The sequence below is a fragment of the Leptolyngbya sp. BL0902 genome (assembly GCF_016403105.1).
In the GTDB taxonomy this organism is placed as follows: domain Bacteria; phylum Cyanobacteriota; class Cyanobacteriia; order Phormidesmidales; family Phormidesmidaceae; genus Nodosilinea.
In genome coordinates this window covers 1,061,262-1,083,522 of sequence record NZ_CP046155.1, presented here as the reverse complement: position 1 = coordinate 1,083,522, position 22,261 = coordinate 1,061,262, and the positions used below count along the sequence as shown (strand labels likewise).

The window sequence follows — 22,261 nt, the reverse complement described above, 5'->3', positions numbered from 1 at the left end:
CTCCAGCGACAAAAAATGAGCTGGGCCGATATCGTTCTAGGACGTGAACTCGGTAGGATAAAAACGACCTAGGGCGGAATGGCGAGGGACAGCATGAGTCAGGAATTTCGGGAATTACTCAAAAAGGTGGGCAGCGGTAGCCACACCTCCAAGCCCCTCAGCCGGGAGGAGGCCGATGCCGCCACCCAAATGATGCTGACCCAAACCGCCACCCCCGCCCAAATTGGGGCTTTTATGATTGCCCACCGGATCAAACGCCCCATCCCAGAAGAACTGGCGGGTACCCTCGATGCCTACGCCGCCCTGGGGCCAACCCTTCCTGCCATCGCCGATGGTCGCAAAGCCCTGGTGCTGAGCTGTCCCTACGATGGTCGTTCCCGCACGGTTCCGGTCACGCCTGTGACCACCCTGGTGCTGCTGGCGGCGGGGGTGCCCGTGGTGCTGCACGGCGGCGACCGGATGCCCACCAAGGAAGGGATTCCCCTGGTGGAACTGTGGGCGCAGTTGGGGGTAAATCTGGCGGATCTCTCCCTAGCCCAAAGCCACGCGATGCTGAATCAAACGGGCTTTGGTTTCGTGTATCTGCCCCAGCATTTCCCCCAGGCCCACGCCCTGGTGCCCTACCGGGAACAAATTGGCAAACGTCCCCCCTTTGCCACCGTGGAACTGATGTGGTCGCCCTACGCTGGCCCCCATCGTCTGGTGCTGGGGTTTGTGCATCCCCCCACCGAAGTTTTGGCCCAGGCCACCTTTGCCCTGCGCGGCCAGCGGGAATGGATGGCCGTCAAAGGGCTGGAGGGCAGTTGTGACCTAGCCCGTGGCCGCACCGCCATCGTGGGGATTCATCCCGCTGACGCCGCCCCCGATGCCCCCGTGGAACGACTGCTGCTCCACCCCCGCGACTACGGCTTTGAGGGCGACGATGTGCCCCTGGAGGACGAAACCACCCTCGATGAAGCGCTGCTGGCCGTGCTGGCGGGTCAGCCCTCGGAACTGTTCAAAACCGCCCAGTGGAACGCGGGCTTTTACCTGTGGCAGGGGGGCGCTACCGAGTCCCTGGAAACGGGGCTCGCGCTGGCCGATGATCTGATCACCCAAGGCCAAGCCCTGGCCAAATTGGAGGAACTGCAACGGCACACGGCAGCGCTGGCGGTTGCTCCGGCCTAGCCCCTGGATCTAGGCTGAACTTCAATCTGGCTTGCGGCCCTTCGGTATCAGCGGGCGAGGAGACCTCGCCCCTACGGTTGGCGGGGTTGGAAGTCGAGGTTGTCCAGTGTAGTCTTGGGCTGAACCGTTGGGCTATTCCCCCAGGGCATCAGGATCAAGCCCCAGTTCCCGCAGCCGTGCCGCCAGCTTGGCCGCCTTGGCCTCGGCCTGTGCCGCCCGCTCGGCTCCGGTGGGGAGGAGGTTGCCGTCTTGGTCGCACCAGCGCAGCCAGGTGGTGGTCAAGCCCTCAAAGCTGCCCTCCCAGAGGGTGAGCCCCAGGCCCACTTGCTCCAGCCAGGGTTCTGCCAGCGGGGCATAGCGCCCCTCGTGGAGGCCCAACACCCGCAGCGGCTCATCGCCCAACTGGCGCAGTGGATCAAACACGACGTAGTAGGCCACCCCCAGTCGGGCATAGGTCTCCAGCTTGCGGCCTAGTTCGTTGCCCACCCGGTTCGAGACAATCTCAATCACCACCTCCGGCGACTTGCCAATTTCCCACAGCAGGTAGGTGCGATGGCGCTTTTCCCGAAAATCCTGGGGTACCTCCACATCCAGGCTAAGGAACACATCGGGGACGATGGGCGGCTGACCCACCGCCCAAAATAGACCGATGTCCGCATCAGCCAAAAAGGGACGATCCATCCCCAGGCTGGCCCAGGAACTATACAGAATCTCCACCAGCAGCCGTTGCAGCTTCGCCGACAAAAAGTTATCCACGGGGGTATCGTCTTCAATCACCAGATCGTCGATGTTGGGGTAGAGATCCGGGTCTAGGGGTTCGTAGGGAGGATCACCGTCCTCAATCACTAAATCGTCGATATTCGGTTGTAGGTCGGGATCTAGGGAGTAGGTCGGCAGGCGGCTCTGGGTCATGGTTTCCCCGCAAATGAACGACACCATACCCTGAGCATAACAATGCTGACAGGGTTCTGAACTGCGACCAAACAACGTCTCGGACGAGCGTTAGCCCTCGCCCTCAAGAATCTTCGGCACCTTAAAGAAATCCTCTTCTCGGTCGGGGGCGCAGTTCAGCATGGTTTCCCGGTCGCCAAAGGGTTCTAGCGCATCGGGGCGGGTGATGTTGTTGAGTTCAATGGCGCGGGTGGTGGGCTCTACGTCGGTGGTGTCAAGTTCGCTGAGCTGCTCCACGTATTCCAAAATGCTGCTGAGCTGCCCGGTGAACTGCTGTTCCTCTTCGGGGGAAAGCTCCAGCCGAGCCAAGAGGGCAACTTTCTGAACCTGTTCGAGATCAATCATGGTGTTGGAATCGCAAAAATAACTGATGATATGCGGGATTGGCCCTCACCCGTAGAACCTTGGCCCTCACCCCCAGCCCCTCTCCCACGGGAAGAGGGGAGTTGGAGGACGGACTTAGAAGAGGATGGACTTAGAAGAAGATGTCGTTCTTCAGACGCCCGGTGTTTTTCATCCAGTTTTGGGCTTCGATGTAGTTGTTGGGGGCGATGGTGATGGCCTCCAGCCAGTAGCGGGCGGCTTCGTCGAAGTAGGTTTCGGCGGAGTCGCTATCCCCAGCCGCTTCGGCCTGTTCGCCCTTGTAGTGGTAGATCACGGCCATGTTGTTGAGGGCTTGGCACATGCGGGGGTTGAGGTCGATAGCTTCCTGGTACTTTTCCATGGCCAGTTCGTGCTCGCCGTTGCTGGCGTGGATCAAGCCCATGTTGTACAGAATAAAGCTGCGGTCGTAGGGGTCTTCCTCTAGGGTGAGGGCTTCGCGGTAGTTTTCCATGGCTTCGGCATACTCGCCATCGGCCTGGGCCGACATGCCATCTCGGTAGTAGGCGAAGGCTTCCTTCTCACTTTTTTTGGCGGGCATCATCTTCAGAATCATGTCCGCCATCACCGTAAAGGACTTGTCGATGAAGTTGTCGTTACGCTGGGTTCTGGGCATAGATGACGTCCACCAATGAGGGCTAGGAAAACAGGGGTGCAGGAAACCATTGCTCTTTAGATTAGCCTACCAAAGGGCTGCTGGTCTGGCCTAGGAGAATCTTGAAACGGTAGTTCTAGCCTCAGTTCGGGTTAAGTAAAGACTGCAAGCGTGAAGATATCTGCCCCCAGCCGCGTCGTTAGCCCTCACCCTAAATCCCTCTCCCATGGGGAGAGGGACTTTGAACCTTTCTAGCTCTCCTCTCCCACAGGGAGAGGAACTGGGGGGAGGGCGTTACCCCATCACCTGCTGCACCAAGGTTGCCAGTTTTTGGGCGCTGTCTCGCACCGCCAGACGCCCTGCGGCGGTGGCCATGGTGTCGAGGCGGTCGGGGTGTTGCAAAAGCTGGGTGACGGTGTCGGCTAGGTGTTCTGCCGTTAGCTCCTTCTGGGGCAAAAGCTGGGCTGCTCCGGCATCGCTAAATACACGGGCGTTGATGGTTTGGTGATCCTCCGCCGCCGAGGGGTAGGGAATCAGTAGGGAGGGGGTGCGGGTGATGGCCAGCTCGGTGAGGGTGCCCGCGCCAGAACGACAGAGGGCTAGATCTGCCCGGTTCAGCAGCGCCGCCATGGTGTTGAAAAAAGGACGGTGGATGTAGTGGGGATGGCTGAGGGCGTCGGTATCAGGGTCGTTATTCCCGGTTTGGTGGATAATCCACGCACCCTGCTCTAACCAAGCAGGGGCAGCTTGGCGCACCAAACGATTCACCGCCACGGCCCCTTGACTGCCACCAAAGATCAGGATCAGCGGTACGTCTTCAGGGATGACGGGATCGACTAGGGCCGGGGACGGAACGGCCAAAAAATCGTCCCGCACGGGGGTGCCCACGGTGACGGTGTGGGCCTTGGGAAGATAGGACACAGCAGCCTCAAACCCCACGGCCACGGTGGTGCACCAGGAACTCAGCCAGCGGGTAACTTTCCCTGGCAGGGCGTTGGATTCGTGCAAGACCGTGGGCAGGCCCAAGGAGTGGGCCGCAAGGATGGCCGGGGCGGCAATGTAGCCCCCGGTGGTAAACACGCCGCTAAACTGGCCCTGTTTCAAAATTTTCCGCACCCGCCGCGTGGCTAGGGCACACTGGCTCAGCAGCCGCAGCGTCCGCACCCCAGGCCGTCCCTGAAGCCCCGCCAGTTTCACCGTATGCAGAGGGTACTGATCGGCTACCAGAGTCGTTTCCAGGCGATCCGGCACCCCCAGCCATTCCAGGGTATAGCCCAGGCGCTGAAGCTCGGCGGCGGTGGCCAGGGCTGGGAACAGGTGCCCCCCAGTGCCACTGGCGGCAACCAGGATTTTGCCTCGCTGATCGGCCATAGAGCGTTGGGCCATCGGTTGCCCTGTCATCGACGGATCGGCGTCTAGATGGGGCAGATTCAACGGAGGGGATGAATCGGTTTGGGCCACGGTCTTTTCTCGCCCGTAAAAACGCTTTTCACTATACCAACTCCTTGTCCCTTGCCCTAAGCTTGTGCTAAGGGAACGCAAACCGGGCCGATGGCGTCCGTGTTCCCGCAGGCGTCAATTTTTGGTGAGGAGATCGGTATGGGGCAGTGTGGTGTGGGTTTATCGGCCATCGGGCGCATGGGTGGCTTGGCAGGGTCGGCCTGGGTGCTGACCTTGGGACTAGGTAGCGCTCCGGCCTGGGCCGCGACGGCAACAACGGCCCCCGCAGCGGTGCGCCAAACCCTAGAGCGGATTGAAACCGCCGCCAATGCCCAGGATCTTGAGGCCGTGATGGCGGCCTACAGCACCACCTTCACCAGCGATACGGGCTTTGACCATAGCCAACTGCGCCAAACCCTGGAAACCTTCTGGCAGCAGTACAGCACCCTGACCTACGAGGTAGAGTTGCTGAGCTGGGAGGCAGCAGGCCCAGGCACCTACACCCTCGAAACTCGGACGCAGGTCAATGGGGTGCAGGTCTTGCCCGACCGACGGCTGAACCTGACCGCCGATGTCACTTCGCGGCAGCGTTTAGAAAATGGCCAAATTGTCCGCCAAGACACCCTGTCGGAAACGAGCCGCATCACCTCCGGCACCAACCCGCCCACCCTGCAAACCCTGCTGCCCAATCGCCTGTCTCCCGGCCAGTCCTTTGCCTTCGATACCATCGTCATGGAACCCCTGGAGGGCCGATCTTTGATGGGGGTCGCCGTGGATGAAGGGGTGACGGCTATCGACTTCTTCGAGCCCCGCCCGGTGGTGTTTGATGTGCTCAGCGCGGGGGGGCTGTATCGGGTGGGTACTGCCCCCAGCAGCCCCGACCAGCGCTGGATTTCCGCTGTGATTATCCGGGAAGACGGCATGGTCGTGGAAACGCGCCGGGTGCCCGTGGATTAAGCACTCTAGATCAAGCCCTCTCTGACGGCTCCCTAATCCTGGGCTTCTCGCTCCAGCAGCAGGGTGACGGGGCCATCGTTGGTGATGTCTACCTGCATCATGGCCCCAAAGTGCCCAGTTTCGACGCGCAATCCGCTGGCTCGCAGGCGTTCCACAAACTGATCGTAGAGGGCTTCGGCCTGGGCGGGCGGGGCCGCTTTGTCGAAGGACGGACGCCGACCTTTGCGACAGTCACCGTAGAGGGTGAACTGGCTAACTACGAGAATCTCGCCCTGAATCTCCTGGACAGACCGCTCCCAGCGATCCCTATCTAGGGCCGGAAAAAGCCGTAAATCCAAGCATTTTCGGGCCATCCAGTCCAGTTCTGCCGCCGTATCTGTGGGGGCAATGCCCACCAGCAGGTTTAGCCCTCGGCCAATGGATCCCACCACTTCCCCCGCAACCCATACGCGGGACGCTGTGACCCGTTGTACGACCACTCGCATGGCTCCCCCCTTTCGCTGGCGACATCCTTAAATCCAGCCACCGCCGTGTCCGTAACTACCTCCCACCCCGGAGTGGGCGGGAGACGAAGGCTCAGGGCTAATGAGTGTTAATTTAAGTAACGTTATCTCATTTACCCTGACCTTCTATCGATATAGCCTTATGGGTCATCGTTTTTTCTCGATTTTCTTGGGCCTATGCCTGGTTGGGTTGACTTGGGTCATCGATCCACCCCCTGCCTTGGCCATGGGAGGCCCTCAGCCCCCCATCGGTAGCCCTGCCCCAGAGTTCACCCTGCCCACCAACAGCGGCGATGGGGATGTGTCCTTGGCCGATTTCCGCAATCAGTGGGTGGTGCTGTATTTCTATCCCCGCGATTTCACCTCCGGCTGCACCATCGAGGCCCAGCGCTTCCAGCGGGATTTGGCCGCCTATCAGGCCCGTAATGCCCAAATTCTGGGCGTCAGCGCCGATAGTGTAGACTCCCACGCCGAGTTCTGCGACGCTGAGGGCATTGAGTTTCCCCTGTTGTCTGACCCCAATGGCCAGGTCAGCAAAGCCTATGGGTCTTGGCTAGGGGCAGCTTCCCTGCGCCACACCTACGTTATCGATCCCGACGGTATCCTTCGCGCCCAGTTCCTAGGGGTACGTCCAGTGATCCACAGCAAAGAAGTGCTAGCAACCCTAGACAATCTTCAGGCCAACACCTAGATAAACCTACCTCCCAATCAGGGATTTAGAGCCGAACCCACCCGGTAACTCAGTCCGTGGTGGGTTCGCTGTTGGTGGTCTAGTTCATTTGCTGTCGCGGCTCGCAAGCGATAACAGTGACCCTGTTCTCCCCTTTGCTCCATGATCACCCCACCATGGTCATGGAGAGCCCCCGTCTATTACAAACATCGTTACATCTGAACAAGTCTAGCTATGGAGATGTGCCAAGATCAAACACTCCGGGCATACTATAAGGAATTCTTCGGCCCCTTAGCTGAATTCACTGAATTCTAAGACCACCATGTCTACAACGCCCCCTGAAGTTCTGCAACTGGCAAGGCAAGGTCAACCTGACGCCATCGCCGCGCTCATGAACCAGCACCTAGAGAGCAAAGGTATCACAGCCTATGTGACTCAGCAGGGGAACCTGTTGCAGGTGGTGCTCGAAGCCGCTGGCGTTCCGGCCCAAAGTGATCTGGTCAACTACGTCAAAATGGGCATCACCGGGCTTGGCTTGGCTACGGTAGATCACCTCAGCGTGAGCGGCAAACAGCAGGGGGCCAACGCCGTCGCCTGGACAGAACTCATCCCCATGAGAGAAGGGGCACCGCCACCCAGTCAAGGTATGGGCTCAGAGGCCCTAGACCTTGACGCCCTAGACCTAGATGCTCCCCTCACCGACGACCTCGATCTTGGTTTGGCTGATACGGGGCTTGACACCGACACCAGCGATTTTGATAGCGCCTTTGAGTCCATCGTCTTTGACCCCAACACCACCGACGACAATCTCGATTTTGACGCTTCCATTCTAGACAGCACCCCCTCAGACCTAAACTTTGACGACGAAACTCCCAGCATTACCGATGATTTTGGCCTCAATCTCGACATCACTAATGATAGTGACTTCGATTTAGATTTAGGCCTAAACTCTGCTGCTGTCACCAGCGATTTTGACCTCGACCTAGAGCCATCCACCACCCAAGAAGACCTTGGGTTTGACCTAGGTGCAGAACCTCTTGCTGAAGAAGGTGACTTTGACCTAGATTTAGGCTCAGAATCAACTATCGAAGAAAGTAATTTTGACTTCGACCTAGGTGCATCAGAATCAAGTGAAGAAGGGAATTCCGACCTAGACTTAGGTGCAGAATTAGGCGAGGAAGGTAGCTTTGATTTTGACCTCGGCGTAGAATCTGCCAATGAAGAAAGCGACTTTGACCTAGATTTAGGTGCAGACGCAACTACCGAAGAAAGTGACTTTGATTTTGACCTGGGTACAGACGCAACTACCGAAGAAAGTGACTTTGATTTTGACCTAGGTGCAGAATCAAGCGAAGAAAGTGACCTTGATCTAGATTTAGGCTCAGAAGCTACAACTGAAGAAAGTAGCTTTGATTTTGATTTAGACTCAGGATCTACAACTGAAGAAAGTGACTTTGATTTTGATTTAGGAGCAGAATCAAGCGAAGAAGGTGGCTTTGATCTTGATTTAGGTACAGAGCCTATTGCTGAAGACAGTGATTTCGATCTAGGTTTAGACTCAGAAGCGTCTACCGAAGAAAGTAGTTTTGATTTTGACTTGGGTGCAGAATCAAGCGAAGGAAGTGACTTCGGCCTAGATTTAGACTCAGAAGCTAAAACTGAAGAAGAAGATTTTGATTTTGACCTAGGTGCAGAAGCTACAACTGAAGACAACAGCTTGGATTTTGACCTAGGTGCAGAATCAAGCGAAGAAGGTGGCTTTGACTTGGACTTAGGTACAGAGTCTCTTGCTGAGGACAATGATTTCGGCCTAGATTTAGGCTCAGCAGAAGCGACCGAAGAAACCAGCTTTGATCTTGATTTAGGTGCAGAATCAAGCGAAGAAGGTGGCTTTAACTCAGACTTAGGTACAGAGCCTATCGCTGAAGAAAGTAGTTTTGATTTTGACTTGGGTGCAGAATCAAGCGAAGAAGGTAGCTTTGACCTAGGCTTAGATACAGAGTCTATTGTTGAAGAAAGTGCCTTCAGTCTAGATTTAGACTCAGAAGCTACAACTGAAGAAGATTTTGATTTTGACCTAGGTGCAGAATCAAGCGAAGAAGGTAGCTTTGACTTAGGCTTAGATACAGAGCCTATTGCTGAAGACAGTGATTTTGGCCTAGATTTAGACTCAGCAGCAGCTACCGAAGAAACCAGCTTCGATCTTGATTTAGGTGCAGAATTAAGCGAAGAAGGTGGCTTTAACTTAGACTTAGGTACAGAGCCTGTCACAGAAGAAAGTGATCTCGGCCCAGACTTAGGTTTTGACTTGGGTGCAGAATCAAGCGAAGAAGGTGGCTTTGACTTGGACTTAGGTGCAGAGCCTGTCACAGAAGAAAGTGATCTCGGCCCAGACTTAGGTTTTGACTTGGGTGCAGAATCAAGCGAAGAAGGTGGCTTTGATTTTGACTTAGGTGCAGAGCCTGTCACAGAAGAAAGTAGTTTTGATTTTGACTTGGGTGCAGAATCAAGCGAAGAAGGTAGCTTTGATCTTGATTTAGGTTCAGAGCCTATTGCTGAGGACAATGATTTCGATCTAGGTTTAGACTCAGCAGCTACCGAAGAAAGTGGTTTTGATTTTGACTTGGGTGCAGAATCAAGTGAAGAAGGTGGCTTTGATCTTGATTTAGGTTCAGAGCCTATTGCTGAGGACAATAATTTCAGCCTAGATTTAGGCTCAGCAGCAGCTACCGAAGAAAGCAGCTTCGATCTTGATTTAGATGCAGAGCCAACGACGGAAGAAAGCAGCTTTGATTTTGACTTAGGTGCAGAATCAAGCGAAGAAAGTAGCTTTGATCTTGATTTAGGGGAGGAATCGGGCGAGGAAGGTGGCTTTGACCTAGATTTAAGCGCAGAAGCAACTATCGAAGAAAATGATTTTGATCTGGGTGCGGAATTAGCTGAGGAAAGTGGTTTTAGTCTAGAGTCAGATCAGACCCTTGAAGAAGGTGGCTTTGGTCTTGATTTAGCCCTAGATGAGGAGTCTGCCGAAGGAGAAAGCAGTGCAGATTTTGAATTAGACATTGGCACTACGGCACCACCATCGTTTGAATTGGAGGATGAGGATCTGTGGAGCAGTTCAGATGATGAAGAAATTGGAGCAGGAGCCTTCTCCATGCCTGTCATTGATGAGATATCTTCTCTGAGCGTAGACACTGAATCGGCATCAGAGGATGACTTCGCCTTTAGCGACAGCGGCCCTGGCCTCGAGGAAACACCACTCACCGAAGACCTTAGCTTCGAGTCTTCCCCTGACTTTGGCGAAGATGAGGAAGACGTATCGTTTGAAGACAATGACTTAGGTGAAGATTTTTCGGGTGCGGAAGAATCCTTTGACATCCCCGATTTCGGCGGAGAATTATCAGCAGAAGAATCCCCCTTTGAATCAGCAGGCTTTGAGGCAGAAGGCTTTGAGGCAGAAGGCTTTGAAGACGCTGCATTAAGCGATGACAGTGCATTCGATATTCCTGACTTTGGGGAAGATATCTCCAGCGAACCATCTCCGTTTGAAATCGGCGAAGCTGAAGCAGATAGCTTGGGCGCAGGTGGGGAATTTGACATCCCCGATTTCGGCGAAGAATCATTAGCAGAAGAATCCCCCTTTGAATCGGCAGGCTTTGAGACAGAAGGCTTTGAAGACGCGGCGTTAACCGATGACAGCGCCTTCGATATTCCTGACTTTGGGGAAGATATCTCCAGCGAGCCATCTCCGTTTGAAATCGGTGAAGCTGAAGCAGACAGCTTGGGCGCAGGTGGTGAATTTGACATCCCCGATTTTGGCGAAGAATCATTAGCAGAAGAATCCCCCTTTGAATCGGCAGGCTTTGAGACAGAAGGCTTTGAAGACGCGGCGTTAACCGATGACAGCGCCTTCGATATTCCTGACTTTGGGGAAGACACCTCTAGCGAATTTGAAACACCAAACTTTGGAGGGGGTGCAGTAGATGAACCTCCTCTGGTTGATGTAACTGATTTTGAGGAGGCTTCTCCGGCGGAAGATTTCGCCTTTGAAGTACCCGATTTTGGTGGCTTTGAGGTGCCAGATTTTGGTGAAGATGCTGCCAGCGAAGCCTCTCCCTTTAGCACAACGGACTTTGAGGAAGAGTCCCTGAATAATGAAGACTTCGCCTTTGAGGTACCTGATTTTGGCGAGGATGTTGTGGATGACACATCACCCTTTGGGGAAGAGTTTCCCCTAGATGAAGGGTGGGGCGAAGAGTTAGGTGATATGTCCTCGGTTGAAAGTTCTGATACCTGGGAAGGCGTCTCCGAGCCGCCCTCCGAGGAAGATGAAGCGGGGGTTGACCTGGGCTTAGCGAGTGGTTTGGCGGCAGGCGGTTTGGCGGCAGGTGGCTTGGCCTCTATGGCTTGGGAGGAGGAATCCGGAGTTCAGGAGCCCGATGCAGGCCCAACGGCTGAGACGTTCCCGCCAGAGTTGCCGACGCAGGAATTCCTGGAAGCTGAGGAGGCATTCGCGCCCATTGATTGGAATGAGGCAGACTTAACTTCGGACGATGAGGATGGTGGGTTTACCTTTGCGGAGGATGACTTTGCGGGCAACGACACCAACGGATTCCATCAAGAGGAACCGTCTAATACCGCCGATACTGCCGATACCGCTGATGCCACCGACGACTTTATTCACAAGTTCGCTCCGGTATCACCAGAGGAAGTAGACCAGCGCACCCCCGGTAAGGCGGGGTCGGGGTCTAGCCTCAAGCTGATTTTGGGAATTGGGGCGGCGGCCTTGGCGCTGCTGCTGGCGGTGTTTGGCATTACGGCACTGCTGGGCCGGATGCGTCAGCCCGATGTGCCCGTAACCCAGCCTCCGGTAGAAGTTCCGACACCTCCCGATGACGGCACCGAACCGCCCACCGAGCCGCCCACTGAGCCGCCCACTGAGCTGACGGAACCACCGACGGAGCTGCCCACTGAGCCACCCGTATCGGTCAACCCGTTCCGGGATGCGGTGAATGCAGCCACCCAGGCCTCCCAGTTGGCCCAAACCGCCAGCACCAGGGAAGAGTGGCAAGCCGTCGCTGAGGGTTGGCAGCAGGCAATCACCCTGATGGAGCAGGTGCCAGAGTCTGACCCCAACTACGCCACGGCCCAGGATCGGGCGGTGGCCTACCAGCCCAACTTGGCCTATGCCCAGCAAAATGTGGAGCGGTTCCCATAGGGCGAGTAAAAGGCGGGTAAAATAAGACGGTTGTATTCAGCCCAAAGCCTTGATTGAACGCTATACCCTGCCCGAAATGGGCAACCTCTGGACGGATGACTATAAATTTAAGACCTGGTTGCGGGTAGAAATCGCCGTGTGCGAGGCCCAGGCGGAACTAGGCTATATTCCGAAGGAGGCGGTAGAGGAGATCAAGGCGAAGGCGAAGTTCGATCCCCAGCGCATCCTAGAAATTGAGGCCGAGGTGCGCCATGATGTGATCGCCTTTTTGACCAACCTCAACGAATACGTGGGGGATGCGGGCCGCTACATCCACCTAGGCATGACCAGTTCCGACATGCTCGACACCGCCCTGTCTTTGCAAATGGTGGACAGCCTCCAGGTGATCATGGTGCACGTCGAAAACCTGATCCAGGCCATTCGTTACCGCGCCCAAGAGCACCGAGATACGGTGATGATTGGCCGCTCCCACGGCATCCACGCCGAGCCGATTACCTTTGGCTTTAAGCTGGCGGGTTGGCTGGCGGAAATGCTGCGCCACCGGGAACGCCTCACCCACCTGCAAGACACCATCGCCGTGGGCAAAATCTCTGGGGCCGTGGGCACCTACGCCAACATCGACCCCCAAATCGAAGCCCTCGCCTGCCAGCATTTGGGACTGCGGCCCGACACCGCCTCGACCCAGGTGATCTCCCGCGATATCCATGCCGACTTTATGAACGCCCTGGCCCTGCTGGGGGCCTCCATCGAGCGGTTTGCCGTGGAAATTCGCAACCTTCAGCGCACGGATGTGTTGGAAGTGGAGGAATTTTTCTCCAAAAAGCAGAAGGGGTCTTCCGCCATGCCCCACAAGCGCAACCCCATCCGCTCCGAACGCCTGACCGGGATGGCCCGCATTCTGCGCGGCAACGCCATGGCTGCCCTAGAAAACGTCGCCCTCTGGCACGAGCGCGACATTTCCCACAGCTCTGTAGAGCGGGTGGCCATGCCCGATAGCTGCATCCTCACCCACTTCATGCTGGTGGAAACCACTGAGCTAGTGAAGAATCTGCTGGTCTATCCTGAGAATATGGCCCGCAATATGAACGTCTACGGTGGGGTGGTGTTCAGCCAGCGGGTGATGCTCTCCCTGGTGGAAAAGGGGCTGGCCCGTGAGGAAGCCTACGCCATCGTGCAATCCTGCGCCCACACCGCCTGGAACACCGATGATGGCAACTTCCGCCACCTGATCAGCCAGGATGAACGGGTGCAAGCCCACCTCTCCGAGACCGAGATCGAGGCGTGTTTTGACCCCAACCACCACCTGCGTAACCTCGATCAGGTCTATCAGCGGCTGGGCATCTAGGCCAACGCCTGCGCCATCTGCGTCCCGCGCCCTACCCCGCAGAGGTGAGGTTGCCCCACCGTCCTGATGAGATAACCTCCTGGCAACCCGGGGCATTCCCTCGGTTGCCGCCCAAGGTGTTCTGCTGGTTCTGTTGTTCCTTGCCGATTGTCTGTTGTCTCCGCCCCCTGTCAGCTTCGGCGGATGGGGTTGTTTTCCTGGTTGGTTGTTTCCGTTCCCTTAGGTCTTGGTGTGTCGTTATGAAAACTGTAATTCCCGTTCCCCTACCCGATGCCCCCTACGACATCGTAGTGGCTGATCAAGGGTTAAGCCATGTTGGCTCCTGGTTGGCCACCGCCGAACAGCCCCTAGTCAAGCCCGGTCAGCGGCTGCTGTTGGTGTCCAATCCAACCATCTTTCGCCACTATGGAGAAACGGTCATGGAGTCGCTGGCCCAGGCGGGCTACGCCGTACAGTACCATCTCCTGCCCGCTGGCGAACGCTACAAGAACCTAAAGTCTATTCAGTCTCTCTACGATGCCGCCCTAGAGTTTCGCCTAGAGCGCCAGTCGGCCATGGTGGCCCTAGGGGGCGGCGTCATTGGTGACATGACCGGATTTGCAGCGGCGACCTGGCTGCGAGGGATTCGGTTTGTGCAAATTCCCACCTCCCTGCTGGCCATGGTGGATGCCTCCATTGGCGGCAAAACTGGGGTCAACCATCCCAGGGGCAAAAACCTGATCGGAGCCTTCCACCAGCCCCAGCTCGTGGTGATCGATCCCATCGTGCTGAAAACCTTGCCCCTGCGGGAGTTTCGCGCCGGGATGGCCGAGGTGATCAAGTACGGCGTTATTTGGGATGCGGAGCTCTTCGCCGCCCTAGAATCCGCCGAACGGCTGGATCAGTTCCGCTATCTCAGCGACAACCTGCGTCACCAAATCCTCACCCGTTCCTGCCAAGCTAAGGCCGATGTGGTCTCCCAAGACGAAAAAGAAGCTGGACTGCGGGCCATCCTCAACTACGGCCACACCATCGGCCATGCGGTGGAAAGCCTCACCCACTACCGAGGCGTTAACCATGGGGAAGCCGTCGCCATTGGTATGATCGCCGCCGGACACATCGCCACCCGCCTAGGCTACTGGAGCAAAGAGGACGCCGACCGTCAGTATCGCCTCATTGAAAAAACCGGATTGCCCACCGCCCTCCCTCCCAACCTCAACGATGAGGATATTTTGCGCCTGCTCCAGGGCGACAAAAAGGTGGAGGACGGCCAAGTGCGGTTTGTACTGCCCCAGGGCGTGGGTTCCGCCATTGTCACCGGAGATGTGTCTCAGGAGGTTATCTACGCCGCCCTCGCTAGCAGCCGGGGGTAGCGTCGGTTCAGAGCACTTTAGGCATGGCAGGAGAACCCTAGGTCAGTTCTCCTGTCAGGGGTCGCCCGCCGGATTAACCGTCTAGTGCCGCTGCCAGGAGCGACGTCAACCCTCCTGCATCTCAAAATTCATACAATGAGAAAGCCCTGCCCTCATTAACGAGCGGGTTAAGCATCGTCAGCCGAGGGCTAGGGGGCTATCCATTGTGCTTCACCATCGTTCTATTCCAAAAGGCAGCTCCTTCCCATGCCCAACGCCCATCGCATCGCCCAGATTGAACTGTTCCAAGACGACAACAACGGCTATAAATCCTTTGAAATGCCGGGGGCCAAACCCCACTACAACCCCGACCGTCCGGGGCAGGTAGAGCATATTTTTTTGGACATCAGCCTCGATTTGGAGCAGAAAATCTGTGAGGGCACCTGCAAACTTCGCATCAACCCCGTGCGGGATGGGGTAGAAAGTTTAACCCTGGATGCGGTAAATCAGCAGATTGAGTCGGTGAAAGTCGGCAGCGCCAAGCAAGCCTTTGACTACGATGGTGAGCGGTTGCACATTCGCCTGAAAAAGCCCACAGCGGCGGGGGAAGCCTTTACGGTGGCCATTGCCTATCGTCTAGAGCAGCCGGAGCGGGGCATCTACTTCATTGGCCCCGACAAGCACTACCCCAACAAACCCGTACAGGTGTGGACTCAGGGCGAAGATGAGGACTCCCGCTACTGGTTCCCATGTTTCGACTATCCGGGGATGCTGTCTACCTCGGAAATGAAGGTGCGGGTTCCGGCGCAGTACCAGGTGGTGTCCAATGGTGAATTGATCGACACGACCGAAGACGGTGATTACAAGGTTTTTCACTGGCACCAAAAGCAGGTTCACCCCACCTATTTGATGGCCCTGGCAGTGGGCGAATTCGACATCATTCAAGACCAGTGGCAGGATATCCCCGTCACCTACTACGTGGAAAAGGGCCGCAAGGATCAAGGCCAGATCACCATGGGTAAAACCCCTCGGATGATCGAATTCCTCAGCGACAAGTATGGCTATAAATATGCCTTTCCCAAGTACGCCCAGGTCTGCGCCGCCGACTTTATCTTTGGCGGCATGGAAAATACGTCGATTACGATTTTGACCGACCGCTGCCTGCTGGATGAACGCGCCGCCCTGGATAACCGGGGTTCCGAATCCCTGGTCGTCCACGAACTGGCCCACCAATGGTTTGGCGACCTGCTGGTGATCAACCACTGGAGCCACGCCTGGGTGAAGGAAGGCATGGCCACCTATTCCGAAGTGATGTGGACGGAGCAGGAATACGGCCCCGACGAAGCCGCCTACTACCGTCTGGGCGAAGCCCGCAGCTACCTAACCGAAGACAAAACCCGCTACCGTCGCCCCATGGTGACCCACGTCTATCGCGAAGCCATCGAACTCTACGACCGCCACATCTACGAGAAAGGGGCCTGCGTCTACCACATGATCCGCGCCGAACTGGGGGATGACCTGTTCTGGAAGGCGATTCGCACCTTCGTCAACGACCACGCCCATAGCACCGTGGAAACCATCGACCTGCTGCGCGCCATCGACAAAGCCACCGGACGCAACCTGCGGCCCCTGTTCGACCAGTACGTGCTGCGCGGTGGCCACCCCGACTACAAAGTGGCCTATAGCTGGGATGCCGACAGCAAACTGGCCAAGCTCACCGTCACCCAAACCCAGGCCAAGGACGGCGACACCAGCAGCACCAGCGGCCTGTTCGACCTACGAATTCCCATCGGTTTTGGCTTCGTCAGCCAGGGCAAAACCGCCAAAGTCGAAGTCAAATCCTTCACCGTCCGCATCCACGAACGGGAGCAAGCCCTCTATTTCCCCCTCGACAAAAAGCCCGATTTCATTAGCTTTGACCTCGGCAACCACTTCCTTAAAACCGTGGAGCTAGAGTATCCCATCGCCGAACTCAAGGCCCAACTCCAGCACGACCCCGACCCCCTCTCTCGCATCGAATCCGCCATCGCCCTGGCCAAAAAGGGCAACCTGGAAGCCGTCGCCGCCCTCACCACCGCCCTCACCGACGATCCCTTCTGGGGCGTGCGGGCCGAAGTGGCGGAACAACTCGGCTCCATCAAACTCGATCAGGCCGCTGAAGGACTACTCAAAGGACTGAAAGACCCCGAAGCCCGCGTCCGCCGTGCCGTGGTCAGCACCCTGGGCGACATCAAAACCGCCGACAGCTACAAAGCCCTCAAAGCCATTGCCGAAAAGGGCGATGCCAGCTACTACGTGGAAGCGGCGGCAATTCGTTCCCTCGGTGCGGTAGGTTCCGCCGACCTGGAGGGCAAACCCAAGGACAAGAAAACCCTCAAACTGCTAGAAAGCATCCTCAAAGAACGCCAGGGCTGGAACGAAACCGTGCGTTCTGGAGCTATCACCGCCCTCAGCCAGTTCAAATCCTCCGAAGAAGCCCTCGACCTGGTGCTGAAATACACCGAACCCGGCACCCCCCAAGCCCTGCGCCTAGCGTCGATTCGCTCCCTGGGGGCGATCTCCAAGGGCCAAACCAAACCCACCCTCGAACGCATCCTAGATCGCCTAGAAACCATCGCCAGCGAAAGTTTTTTCCTCACCCAGGTGTCTGCTGTGGCGGCCTTGGAAGGGGTGGAAAGCGCCCGCGGCATCCGCATTCTGCAAAACCTGGCGGAACATACCCCCGATGGCCGAGTGCGCCGCCGCGCCCAGGAAGCCGTGCAAACGGTGCAAAAGGCGATTGGTAAAGACAAGGCGGTGGAGCAATTGCGCCAGGAGGTGGATGACCTGAAGAAGGCGAATCAGGAACTCAAGAGTCGGTTGGAGACGTTGGAGGCCAAGGCAAAGTAGCCAAAAATCATGCCGCAGAAAATCCGAGAGCTAAAACGGAAGTTGCGTCAGGCCGGGTTTCAGGAGGTTCCAGGTAAGGGTAGCCATACCAACTGGATACATCCTCGTTATCCCGGCAAAATCACCGTTTCTGGAAAAGATGGCGCAGATGCCAAACCCTATCAAGAAAAGGAAGTCGATAACGCGATTCAAGCTGTAAGGAGTCAAAATAATGACTAAACATCTCAAATATCAAATGGTTATTCAATGGTCTGAAGAAGATCAAAGCTTCTTGGTAGGATTTCCTGATTTTCCAGGGCAGCAATGGCGCACTCATGGAGATACCTACGCTGAGGCGGTGACTAATGGTATTGAGGCGTTAGAATCCCTAGTGATCGCCTATGAAGCGACAGGTGAACCACTGCCAGAGCCAAATGTGATCTATGCTGCGGCTTAAATCAGCCTAAAAGAATCCACGGTACAGGGACAAAACTTGAGGAGAGAGGGCTGAAGCCTTGTCCCGTAGGGGGTTGACAGAATCAGGAATAGGGAGGTGAGCTAGGGATTACCACAACCTTAGCCGGATCCTCCCCATGACTCAGATTAACCGACTTCAAGCGGCCCTGCGTGCTCATCTACCGCTCAGTACGGGGACAAAAGTTGAAGCGCCTGGTCGAACTCGGCAGATCGTAGGGCCAGATCACAGCAAATACGGCGGAGAACGTCACAGCCGCACCGGAACCACGGTACAGGGTTAGGTGAAGACGCTCAAAGTAGACATCCACTCACTAAAGCATCAGGCAAGCCAGCAGCTTGCTAGCGTTAATAGGCAGAAGATCTTCTTTCAAGTGTTTCCAGCTATTCGGCCAAGTGAACACAGGATAAATGCAGAATAGCCCAGGCTGTGCTCCGGTTCATCCTAAGGAAAACGATTGCGATTCGTCTGGTTCGGCGGGGTCGTCATCGACCTCGAATCCGCTGTGGAAGGTGGCGGTGCCCTGGGGCACTTGGCCCTGAAAAGACAGCACAAAGAAGAACTCAGGTGGAATATCTTCGCAGGTCAGCACCAAGGACGGTTCAAAGCCAAACCGTGGGTAGTAGGCTGGATGTCCCACCACGCAGCACCCCTGGGCCTTGAGGTCTTGCAGGCGCGATAGCCCTGCTTTCACCAAAGCTGTACCAATGCCCTGGCCCTGGTAGGGTGGCAGCACCGAAAGCGGCCCCAGGCCATACCATCCTGCGCTACCGTCGGACATGGTGACGGGTGAAAAAGCAATATGGCCAACTACTTGATCCTCCAGCACCGCCACCAGGGACACGGTAAGCGCTCCTGCCGCTCGGAGGGCTTCAATAATCCAGTGTTCGGTGTGGAGGCTGATGGCAAGGGTTTCAAAGGCGGCGATGGTGACGGCCCGAATGGTGGGGATGTCGTCAGGGGTCTCGTCGCGAATCAGAGGGCTGAAGGCCATGGGGGATAGGTGGGGGTTAGGGGGCTGTGATGGAAGTGGCTAATAAAACGCCCTCTTGGCACAGGCCGGAGAGGGTCGCTTGCCCAGTGCAGAAGAGGACGGTTTTGAGTTCGGCGATCAGGACATCGGCTAGGGCGGCTACGGCGTCTTCGGAATCGCTGGCGGCTTTGAGGAAGGGATAGGCGAGTCCGGCCAAGTCGGCTCCGAGGGCGAGGGTTTTGGCGACCTCTAGGCCATTCCGCAGGCCACCGGAGGCAATCAGCGGCAGGGTGGGGGCCACCTGACGGGCAGCAATGAGGCAATCGGCGGTGGGAATGCCCCAGTCGGCAAAGGTTTGACCCAGGCGGCGCTGGAGTGGATCCGTTGCCCGCTCACTTTCCACCTTAGCCCAGGAGGTGCCTCCGGCCCCGGCCACATCCACGGCGGCAACACCTGCTTCCATCAGCCGCCGCACCAGGGGCGCAGAAATACCGTTGCCCACCTCTTTGACCACCACGGGCACGGGTAGGGCGGCGCAGATGTGCTCAATTTTGTTCAAGATCCCTTTGAAATTGGTATCGCCTCGGGTTTGCACGGCCTCTTGGAGTGGGTTGAGGTGCAAAATCAGGGCGCTGGCCTCGAGGTGATCCACCACCCGACGGCACTGATCGAGGCCATAGTCGTAGTTCAACTGCACCGCCCCCAGGTTGGCCAGCAGTAGGATATCGGGGGCCACCTCCCGCACCCGAAAGGTGGTCATTAGATCCGGGTTTTCCACGGCCACCCGCTGAGAGCCAACCCCCATGGCGAATCCATAGCGCTGAGCTACGGTAGCGAGCCGTTGGTTAATGCGCTGGGCTTCTTCGGTGCCGCCCGTCATGGAGGAAATCAGCAGCGGTGCCCCCAGCCGATGGCCCAGGAAGGTGGTCTCTAGGGCCAAATCCTGCCAGTCCACTTCGGGCAGGGCGCAATGGCGAAACCGAAACCGCTCCAGGCCTGTTGTTACCTGGCGGCACTGCACGCTCTCATCAAGGCAAATGCGTAGATGATCCGCCTTACGAACTTGGGTTTCGTGGGTAGCCAGGGGCAATCTGGTCACAGGGTTCACTCAGTAACGTCTGTGTTCCATAGTAAAAAAGAACGGGATGCGGAGGGAAACATCCAGCTATCTGGATTCCCAGTTCCCAGTTCCCAGTTCCCAAGTTCCAGATCTCGGCTCCCGACTCCCGACTCCCCTCACTCCGGCTTTAACAACTGCACCCCATCCCGGCCATCGGTATCGTGGAGGAAGACTTTGACAGATTCATCCTTGGCGGTGGGCAGCACGCGACCCACAAAGTCTGGGTGAATGGGCAGTTCTCGATGGCCCCGATCAACCAGCACGGCAAGACGAATGGCGCTAGGACGGCCATAGTCCAACACGGCATTGAGGGCGGCGCGAATGGTGCGTCCGCTGTAGATCACATCGTCTACCAAAATCACGACCTTGTTGGTGAGATCGAAGGGAATTTTGGTGCGGGCAGGGGTGCGGGTGCTGATTTTGTCTAGATCATCGCGATAGAGGGTGATGTCGATGGCTCCTACGGGCAGCTTCACCTCCTCCATGCGCTGGATTTGATGGGCCAACATATGGGCGAGGGGCACTCCACGGGTGTAGATGCCCAACAGCAGCAGGTGGCGCAGGTCGCCCCCTCGCTCGATCACCTCTGAGGCCAGACGGTTGAGCGTCCGTCGCATTTCTTCGGCAGACAAAATTTCGACAACGGGAGGGCTGGCACTCATGGGGGCAACTTACGCAGCAGAGAGACTTCAACACACGGGACATCGCACGTCACCGACCCACACTATACCCGACCTTTCGGTTCTGTAGGCGGTAGCGGTCTTCAGGGGAAAACCAAGTGAATCAACCGCTCTAGCTTGGGTATGGTCAAGGGTAGCGTTAGCGTTAGGTCGGCGATCTGCTTCAGAAACTCGGCCTGGGATGGCGGCAGGTTGACGTCTGGTAAAGCGGCGTTTGGGCTATTGGCATCTGAGCCATCAACATCTGAGCCATCAACATCTGAGCCATCAACCTTTGGGTTATCAACATTGGGTGGCCAGGGTTCCAGCGGCTCAGCGTCTACCAGCACAACAACTTTGGGGTGCGGGGTGGGCCACCTATCGGGGACGAGGGAAATCAGAGAATCCTCAGACCCAACAGCAATCGCCAACACATGGGGTTGGGGAGTCGTGATCTGGTCCCATCGGTGGTGGCGTTCTACTTGCCAGCCGCAGTGCTGCAAATAGACCAGCCAGGGGTGAGAACGCTCAGGATCAGAGTCCAGCAGTACGAGGTAGGGGGCGGGGCAGGGTAGACCGGGAGCCGTTAAGCCGGGGTGAATGGACGAAGAGGATGCCGTTAATGAGGCCCCTCTACCAGGGTGGCCCTTTTGGGGAAGGTAGAGCAAAAAGCAACTCCCCTGGTTAACCACCGACTCTACGGTGACATAGCCGCCGTGGCACTGAGCCAGTTGTTGGGTTAGGGCGAGGCCCAACCCGGTGCCGCCGTAGCGGCGATTAAGGCTGCCATCCAGTTGGGTAAAGGGTTGGAACAGCAATTTCAGCTTATCTTTGGGAATCCCGATGCCTGTATCGGTCACGGCAAACTCTACCATCGCCCCCACCGCCTTCACCGTGAGCTGCACCTGCCCCCGCTCGGTAAATTTGACGGCGTTGGAAAGCAGATTAAGCAGCATTTGTCTCAGGCGTTGTTCGTCGGCCATGCAGGTCTCAGTGGCGGCATCTACGTGGTACGCCAGGGTAATCGGCTTACCTGCTACACGGGGCTCTACCATGGCGAGACAGGTTTGGCACAGCCCCTGCACATCCACCGTCGAGAGCCGCAGCAGTTCCCGGCCCGCTTCAATTTTGGATAAGTCTAGAATGTCGTTAATCAGCGCCAGCAAATGATCGCCACTGGCCTGGATATAGTGGAGGTATTCTATCTGTTTGGCGTTTAACGGCCCCACGGCCTGCTGAGTTAATAGGGATGACAGACCCAAAATGGCATTGAGAGGAGTGCGCAGCTCGTGGCTCATCATCGCCAAAAACTGGCTTTTAGCCTGACTGGCCGCCTCGGCAGCTCGCTGCTGGGCAGACAGATCTTGCTGCTCTCGAAGCTGCTGGGCCACTTGGGTGGCACACTGCTGATAGAGGACGTCCTGTTCAGCCAAGATCTGCTGAAGTTTTTGGAAAGCCGCTTGATCTCGGCAAAGCAGGCGCAGGTCATCAAGATTTTGAAAACGCATAGCAACAGGACGATCAAAGGGACAAGGGGCACCAAGCCAGATGCAGCTTGGCTATACTCCTAGGAATCCCAGATTTTGGCGGTTTAATTCTTGAAAATAG

The 22,261-nt window shown here is 56.8% G+C and carries 19 protein-coding genes; 10 read left to right on the top strand and 9 right to left on the bottom strand.

The features are described 5' to 3' along the window. Positions 1-93: 93 nt before the first annotated feature. Positions 94-1,167: an anthranilate phosphoribosyltransferase family protein gene (locus GFS31_RS04895; RefSeq protein ID WP_198807132.1), complete on the top strand. Its 1,074-nt coding sequence runs from the start codon at positions 94-96 to the stop codon at positions 1,165-1,167. 132 nt (positions 1,168-1,299) lie between these two features. Here GFS31_RS04895 and GFS31_RS04890 read toward each other — a convergent pair whose 3' ends face one another. The 4 genes from GFS31_RS04890 to murG all read right to left on the bottom strand — a co-directional run bounded on the left by GFS31_RS04890 (position 1,300) and on the right by murG (position 4,480). Then, positions 1,300-2,079 (bottom strand): Uma2 family endonuclease, encoded by a 780-nt coding sequence (locus tag GFS31_RS04890; RefSeq protein ID WP_198807131.1) that lies wholly within the window; start codon positions 2,077-2,079, stop codon positions 1,300-1,302. Positions 2,080-2,169: 90 nt separating this feature from the next. Further along, positions 2,170-2,463, bottom strand: a complete 294-nt coding sequence (gene gatC / locus GFS31_RS04885) for an Asp-tRNA(Asn)/Glu-tRNA(Gln) amidotransferase subunit GatC (protein WP_198807130.1) — start codon at positions 2,461-2,463, stop codon at positions 2,170-2,172. 130 nt (positions 2,464-2,593) lie between these two features. Next, the gene (locus GFS31_RS04880; protein ID WP_198807129.1) at positions 2,594-3,115 is read right to left on the bottom strand and encodes a photosystem I assembly protein Ycf3; all 522 of its coding nucleotides are present in this window, start codon (positions 3,113-3,115) and stop codon (positions 2,594-2,596) included. Positions 3,116-3,388: 273 nt separating this feature from the next. Then, a complete protein-coding gene (gene murG, locus GFS31_RS04875; protein WP_225907569.1) occupies positions 3,389-4,480 on the bottom strand; it encodes an undecaprenyldiphospho-muramoylpentapeptide beta-N-acetylglucosaminyltransferase in 1,092 nt (363 codons plus the stop codon). 213 nt (positions 4,481-4,693) lie between these two features. On the opposite strand from murG, the gene GFS31_RS04870 reads away from it, so the two are divergent. After that, positions 4,694-5,491, top strand: a complete 798-nt coding sequence (locus GFS31_RS04870; RefSeq protein WP_198807128.1) for a nuclear transport factor 2 family protein — start codon at positions 4,694-4,696, stop codon at positions 5,489-5,491. A gap of 32 nt (positions 5,492-5,523) precedes the next feature. Here GFS31_RS04870 and dtd read toward each other — a convergent pair whose 3' ends face one another. Then, positions 5,524-5,976, bottom strand: coding sequence for a D-aminoacyl-tRNA deacylase (dtd, locus tag GFS31_RS04865; protein ID WP_198807127.1), 453 nt, complete (start codon positions 5,974-5,976; stop codon positions 5,524-5,526). A gap of 244 nt (positions 5,977-6,220) precedes the next feature. On the opposite strand from dtd, the gene GFS31_RS04860 reads away from it, so the two are divergent. The 8 genes from GFS31_RS04860 to GFS31_RS04825 all read left to right on the top strand — a co-directional run bounded on the left by GFS31_RS04860 (position 6,221) and on the right by GFS31_RS04825 (position 18,184). Next, the gene (locus GFS31_RS04860) at positions 6,221-6,685 is read left to right on the top strand and encodes a peroxiredoxin (protein WP_225907568.1); all 465 of its coding nucleotides are present in this window, start codon (positions 6,221-6,223) and stop codon (positions 6,683-6,685) included. A 625-nt stretch (positions 6,686-7,310) separates the two neighbouring features. Beyond that, positions 7,311-11,882, top strand: coding sequence for a hypothetical protein (locus GFS31_RS04855; RefSeq protein ID WP_198807125.1), 4,572 nt, complete (start codon positions 7,311-7,313; stop codon positions 11,880-11,882). A 49-nt stretch (positions 11,883-11,931) separates the two neighbouring features. Beyond that, positions 11,932-13,227 (top strand): adenylosuccinate lyase, encoded by a 1,296-nt coding sequence (gene purB, locus GFS31_RS04850; RefSeq protein ID WP_198807124.1) that lies wholly within the window; start codon positions 11,932-11,934, stop codon positions 13,225-13,227. 239 nt (positions 13,228-13,466) lie between these two features. Continuing rightward, positions 13,467-14,579 (top strand): 3-dehydroquinate synthase, encoded by a 1,113-nt coding sequence (gene aroB / locus GFS31_RS04845; RefSeq protein ID WP_198807123.1) that lies wholly within the window; start codon positions 13,467-13,469, stop codon positions 14,577-14,579. 246 nt (positions 14,580-14,825) lie between these two features. Next, positions 14,826-17,447, top strand: a complete 2,622-nt coding sequence (locus GFS31_RS04840) for a M1 family metallopeptidase (protein ID WP_198807122.1) — start codon at positions 14,826-14,828, stop codon at positions 17,445-17,447. A 9-nt stretch (positions 17,448-17,456) separates the two neighbouring features. Next, positions 17,457-17,666, top strand: a complete 210-nt coding sequence (locus tag GFS31_RS04835; protein ID WP_198807121.1) for a type II toxin-antitoxin system HicA family toxin — start codon at positions 17,457-17,459, stop codon at positions 17,664-17,666. Then, complete coding sequence (locus GFS31_RS04830) at positions 17,659-17,883, top strand: type II toxin-antitoxin system HicB family antitoxin (RefSeq protein ID WP_198807120.1); 225 nt, start codon at positions 17,659-17,661, stop codon at positions 17,881-17,883. Before GFS31_RS04835 ends, GFS31_RS04830 begins: the two co-directional genes overlap by 8 nt. Positions 17,884-18,019: 136 nt before the next feature. Further along, a complete protein-coding gene (locus GFS31_RS04825; RefSeq protein ID WP_198807119.1) occupies positions 18,020-18,184 on the top strand; it encodes a hypothetical protein in 165 nt (54 codons plus the stop codon). Between the two features lie 156 nt (positions 18,185-18,340). Here the strand turns inward: GFS31_RS04825 and GFS31_RS04820 are convergent, their stop codons facing one another. From GFS31_RS04820 to GFS31_RS04805, 4 genes are all read right to left on the bottom strand, one after another. Continuing rightward, complete coding sequence (locus tag GFS31_RS04820; protein ID WP_198807118.1) at positions 18,341-18,895, bottom strand: GNAT family N-acetyltransferase; 555 nt, start codon at positions 18,893-18,895, stop codon at positions 18,341-18,343. A gap of 16 nt (positions 18,896-18,911) precedes the next feature. Then, positions 18,912-19,973: a type 2 isopentenyl-diphosphate Delta-isomerase gene (gene fni / locus GFS31_RS04815; RefSeq protein ID WP_225907567.1), complete on the bottom strand. Its 1,062-nt coding sequence runs from the start codon at positions 19,971-19,973 to the stop codon at positions 18,912-18,914. Positions 19,974-20,110: 137 nt separating this feature from the next. Next, positions 20,111-20,656 (bottom strand): bifunctional pyr operon transcriptional regulator/uracil phosphoribosyltransferase PyrR, encoded by a 546-nt coding sequence (gene pyrR, locus GFS31_RS04810; protein WP_198807116.1) that lies wholly within the window; start codon positions 20,654-20,656, stop codon positions 20,111-20,113. 101 nt (positions 20,657-20,757) lie between these two features. Continuing rightward, positions 20,758-22,161: a sensor histidine kinase gene (locus tag GFS31_RS04805; protein WP_198807115.1), complete on the bottom strand. Its 1,404-nt coding sequence runs from the start codon at positions 22,159-22,161 to the stop codon at positions 20,758-20,760. Between the last annotated feature and the right edge of the window lie 100 nt (positions 22,162-22,261).

What these genes read in the sequence shown, in the direction of transcription:
- GFS31_RS04895 (WP_198807132.1), top strand. Translation starts at nt 94, where the DNA reads ATGAGTCAGGAATTTCGGGAATTACTCAAAAAGGTGGGCAGCGGTAGC.
- GFS31_RS04890 (WP_198807131.1), bottom strand. Translation starts at nt 2,079, where the DNA reads ATGACCCAGAGCCGCCTGCCGACCTACTCCCTAGATCCCGACCTACAA.
- gatC (WP_198807130.1), bottom strand. Translation starts at nt 2,463, where the DNA reads ATGATTGATCTCGAACAGGTTCAGAAAGTTGCCCTCTTGGCTCGGCTG.
- GFS31_RS04880 (WP_198807129.1), bottom strand. Translation starts at nt 3,115, where the DNA reads ATGCCCAGAACCCAGCGTAACGACAACTTCATCGACAAGTCCTTTACG.
- murG (WP_225907569.1), bottom strand. Translation starts at nt 4,480, where the DNA reads ATGGCCCAACGCTCTATGGCCGATCAGCGAGGCAAAATCCTGGTTGCC.
- GFS31_RS04870 (WP_198807128.1), top strand. Translation starts at nt 4,694, where the DNA reads ATGGGGCAGTGTGGTGTGGGTTTATCGGCCATCGGGCGCATGGGTGGC.
- dtd (WP_198807127.1), bottom strand. Translation starts at nt 5,976, where the DNA reads ATGCGAGTGGTCGTACAACGGGTCACAGCGTCCCGCGTATGGGTTGCG.
- GFS31_RS04860 (WP_225907568.1), top strand. Translation starts at nt 6,221, where the DNA reads ATGGGAGGCCCTCAGCCCCCCATCGGTAGCCCTGCCCCAGAGTTCACC.
- GFS31_RS04855 (WP_198807125.1), top strand. Translation starts at nt 7,311, where the DNA reads ATGGGCTCAGAGGCCCTAGACCTTGACGCCCTAGACCTAGATGCTCCC.
- aroB (WP_198807123.1), top strand. Translation starts at nt 13,467, where the DNA reads ATGAAAACTGTAATTCCCGTTCCCCTACCCGATGCCCCCTACGACATC.
- GFS31_RS04840 (WP_198807122.1), top strand. Translation starts at nt 14,826, where the DNA reads ATGCCCAACGCCCATCGCATCGCCCAGATTGAACTGTTCCAAGACGAC.
- GFS31_RS04835 (WP_198807121.1), top strand. Translation starts at nt 17,457, where the DNA reads ATGCCGCAGAAAATCCGAGAGCTAAAACGGAAGTTGCGTCAGGCCGGG.
- GFS31_RS04830 (WP_198807120.1), top strand. Translation starts at nt 17,659, where the DNA reads ATGACTAAACATCTCAAATATCAAATGGTTATTCAATGGTCTGAAGAA.
- GFS31_RS04825 (WP_198807119.1), top strand. Translation starts at nt 18,020, where the DNA reads ATGACTCAGATTAACCGACTTCAAGCGGCCCTGCGTGCTCATCTACCG.
- GFS31_RS04820 (WP_198807118.1), bottom strand. Translation starts at nt 18,895, where the DNA reads ATGGCCTTCAGCCCTCTGATTCGCGACGAGACCCCTGACGACATCCCC.
- pyrR (WP_198807116.1), bottom strand. Translation starts at nt 20,656, where the DNA reads ATGAGTGCCAGCCCTCCCGTTGTCGAAATTTTGTCTGCCGAAGAAATG.
- GFS31_RS04805 (WP_198807115.1), bottom strand. Translation starts at nt 22,161, where the DNA reads ATGCGTTTTCAAAATCTTGATGACCTGCGCCTGCTTTGCCGAGATCAA.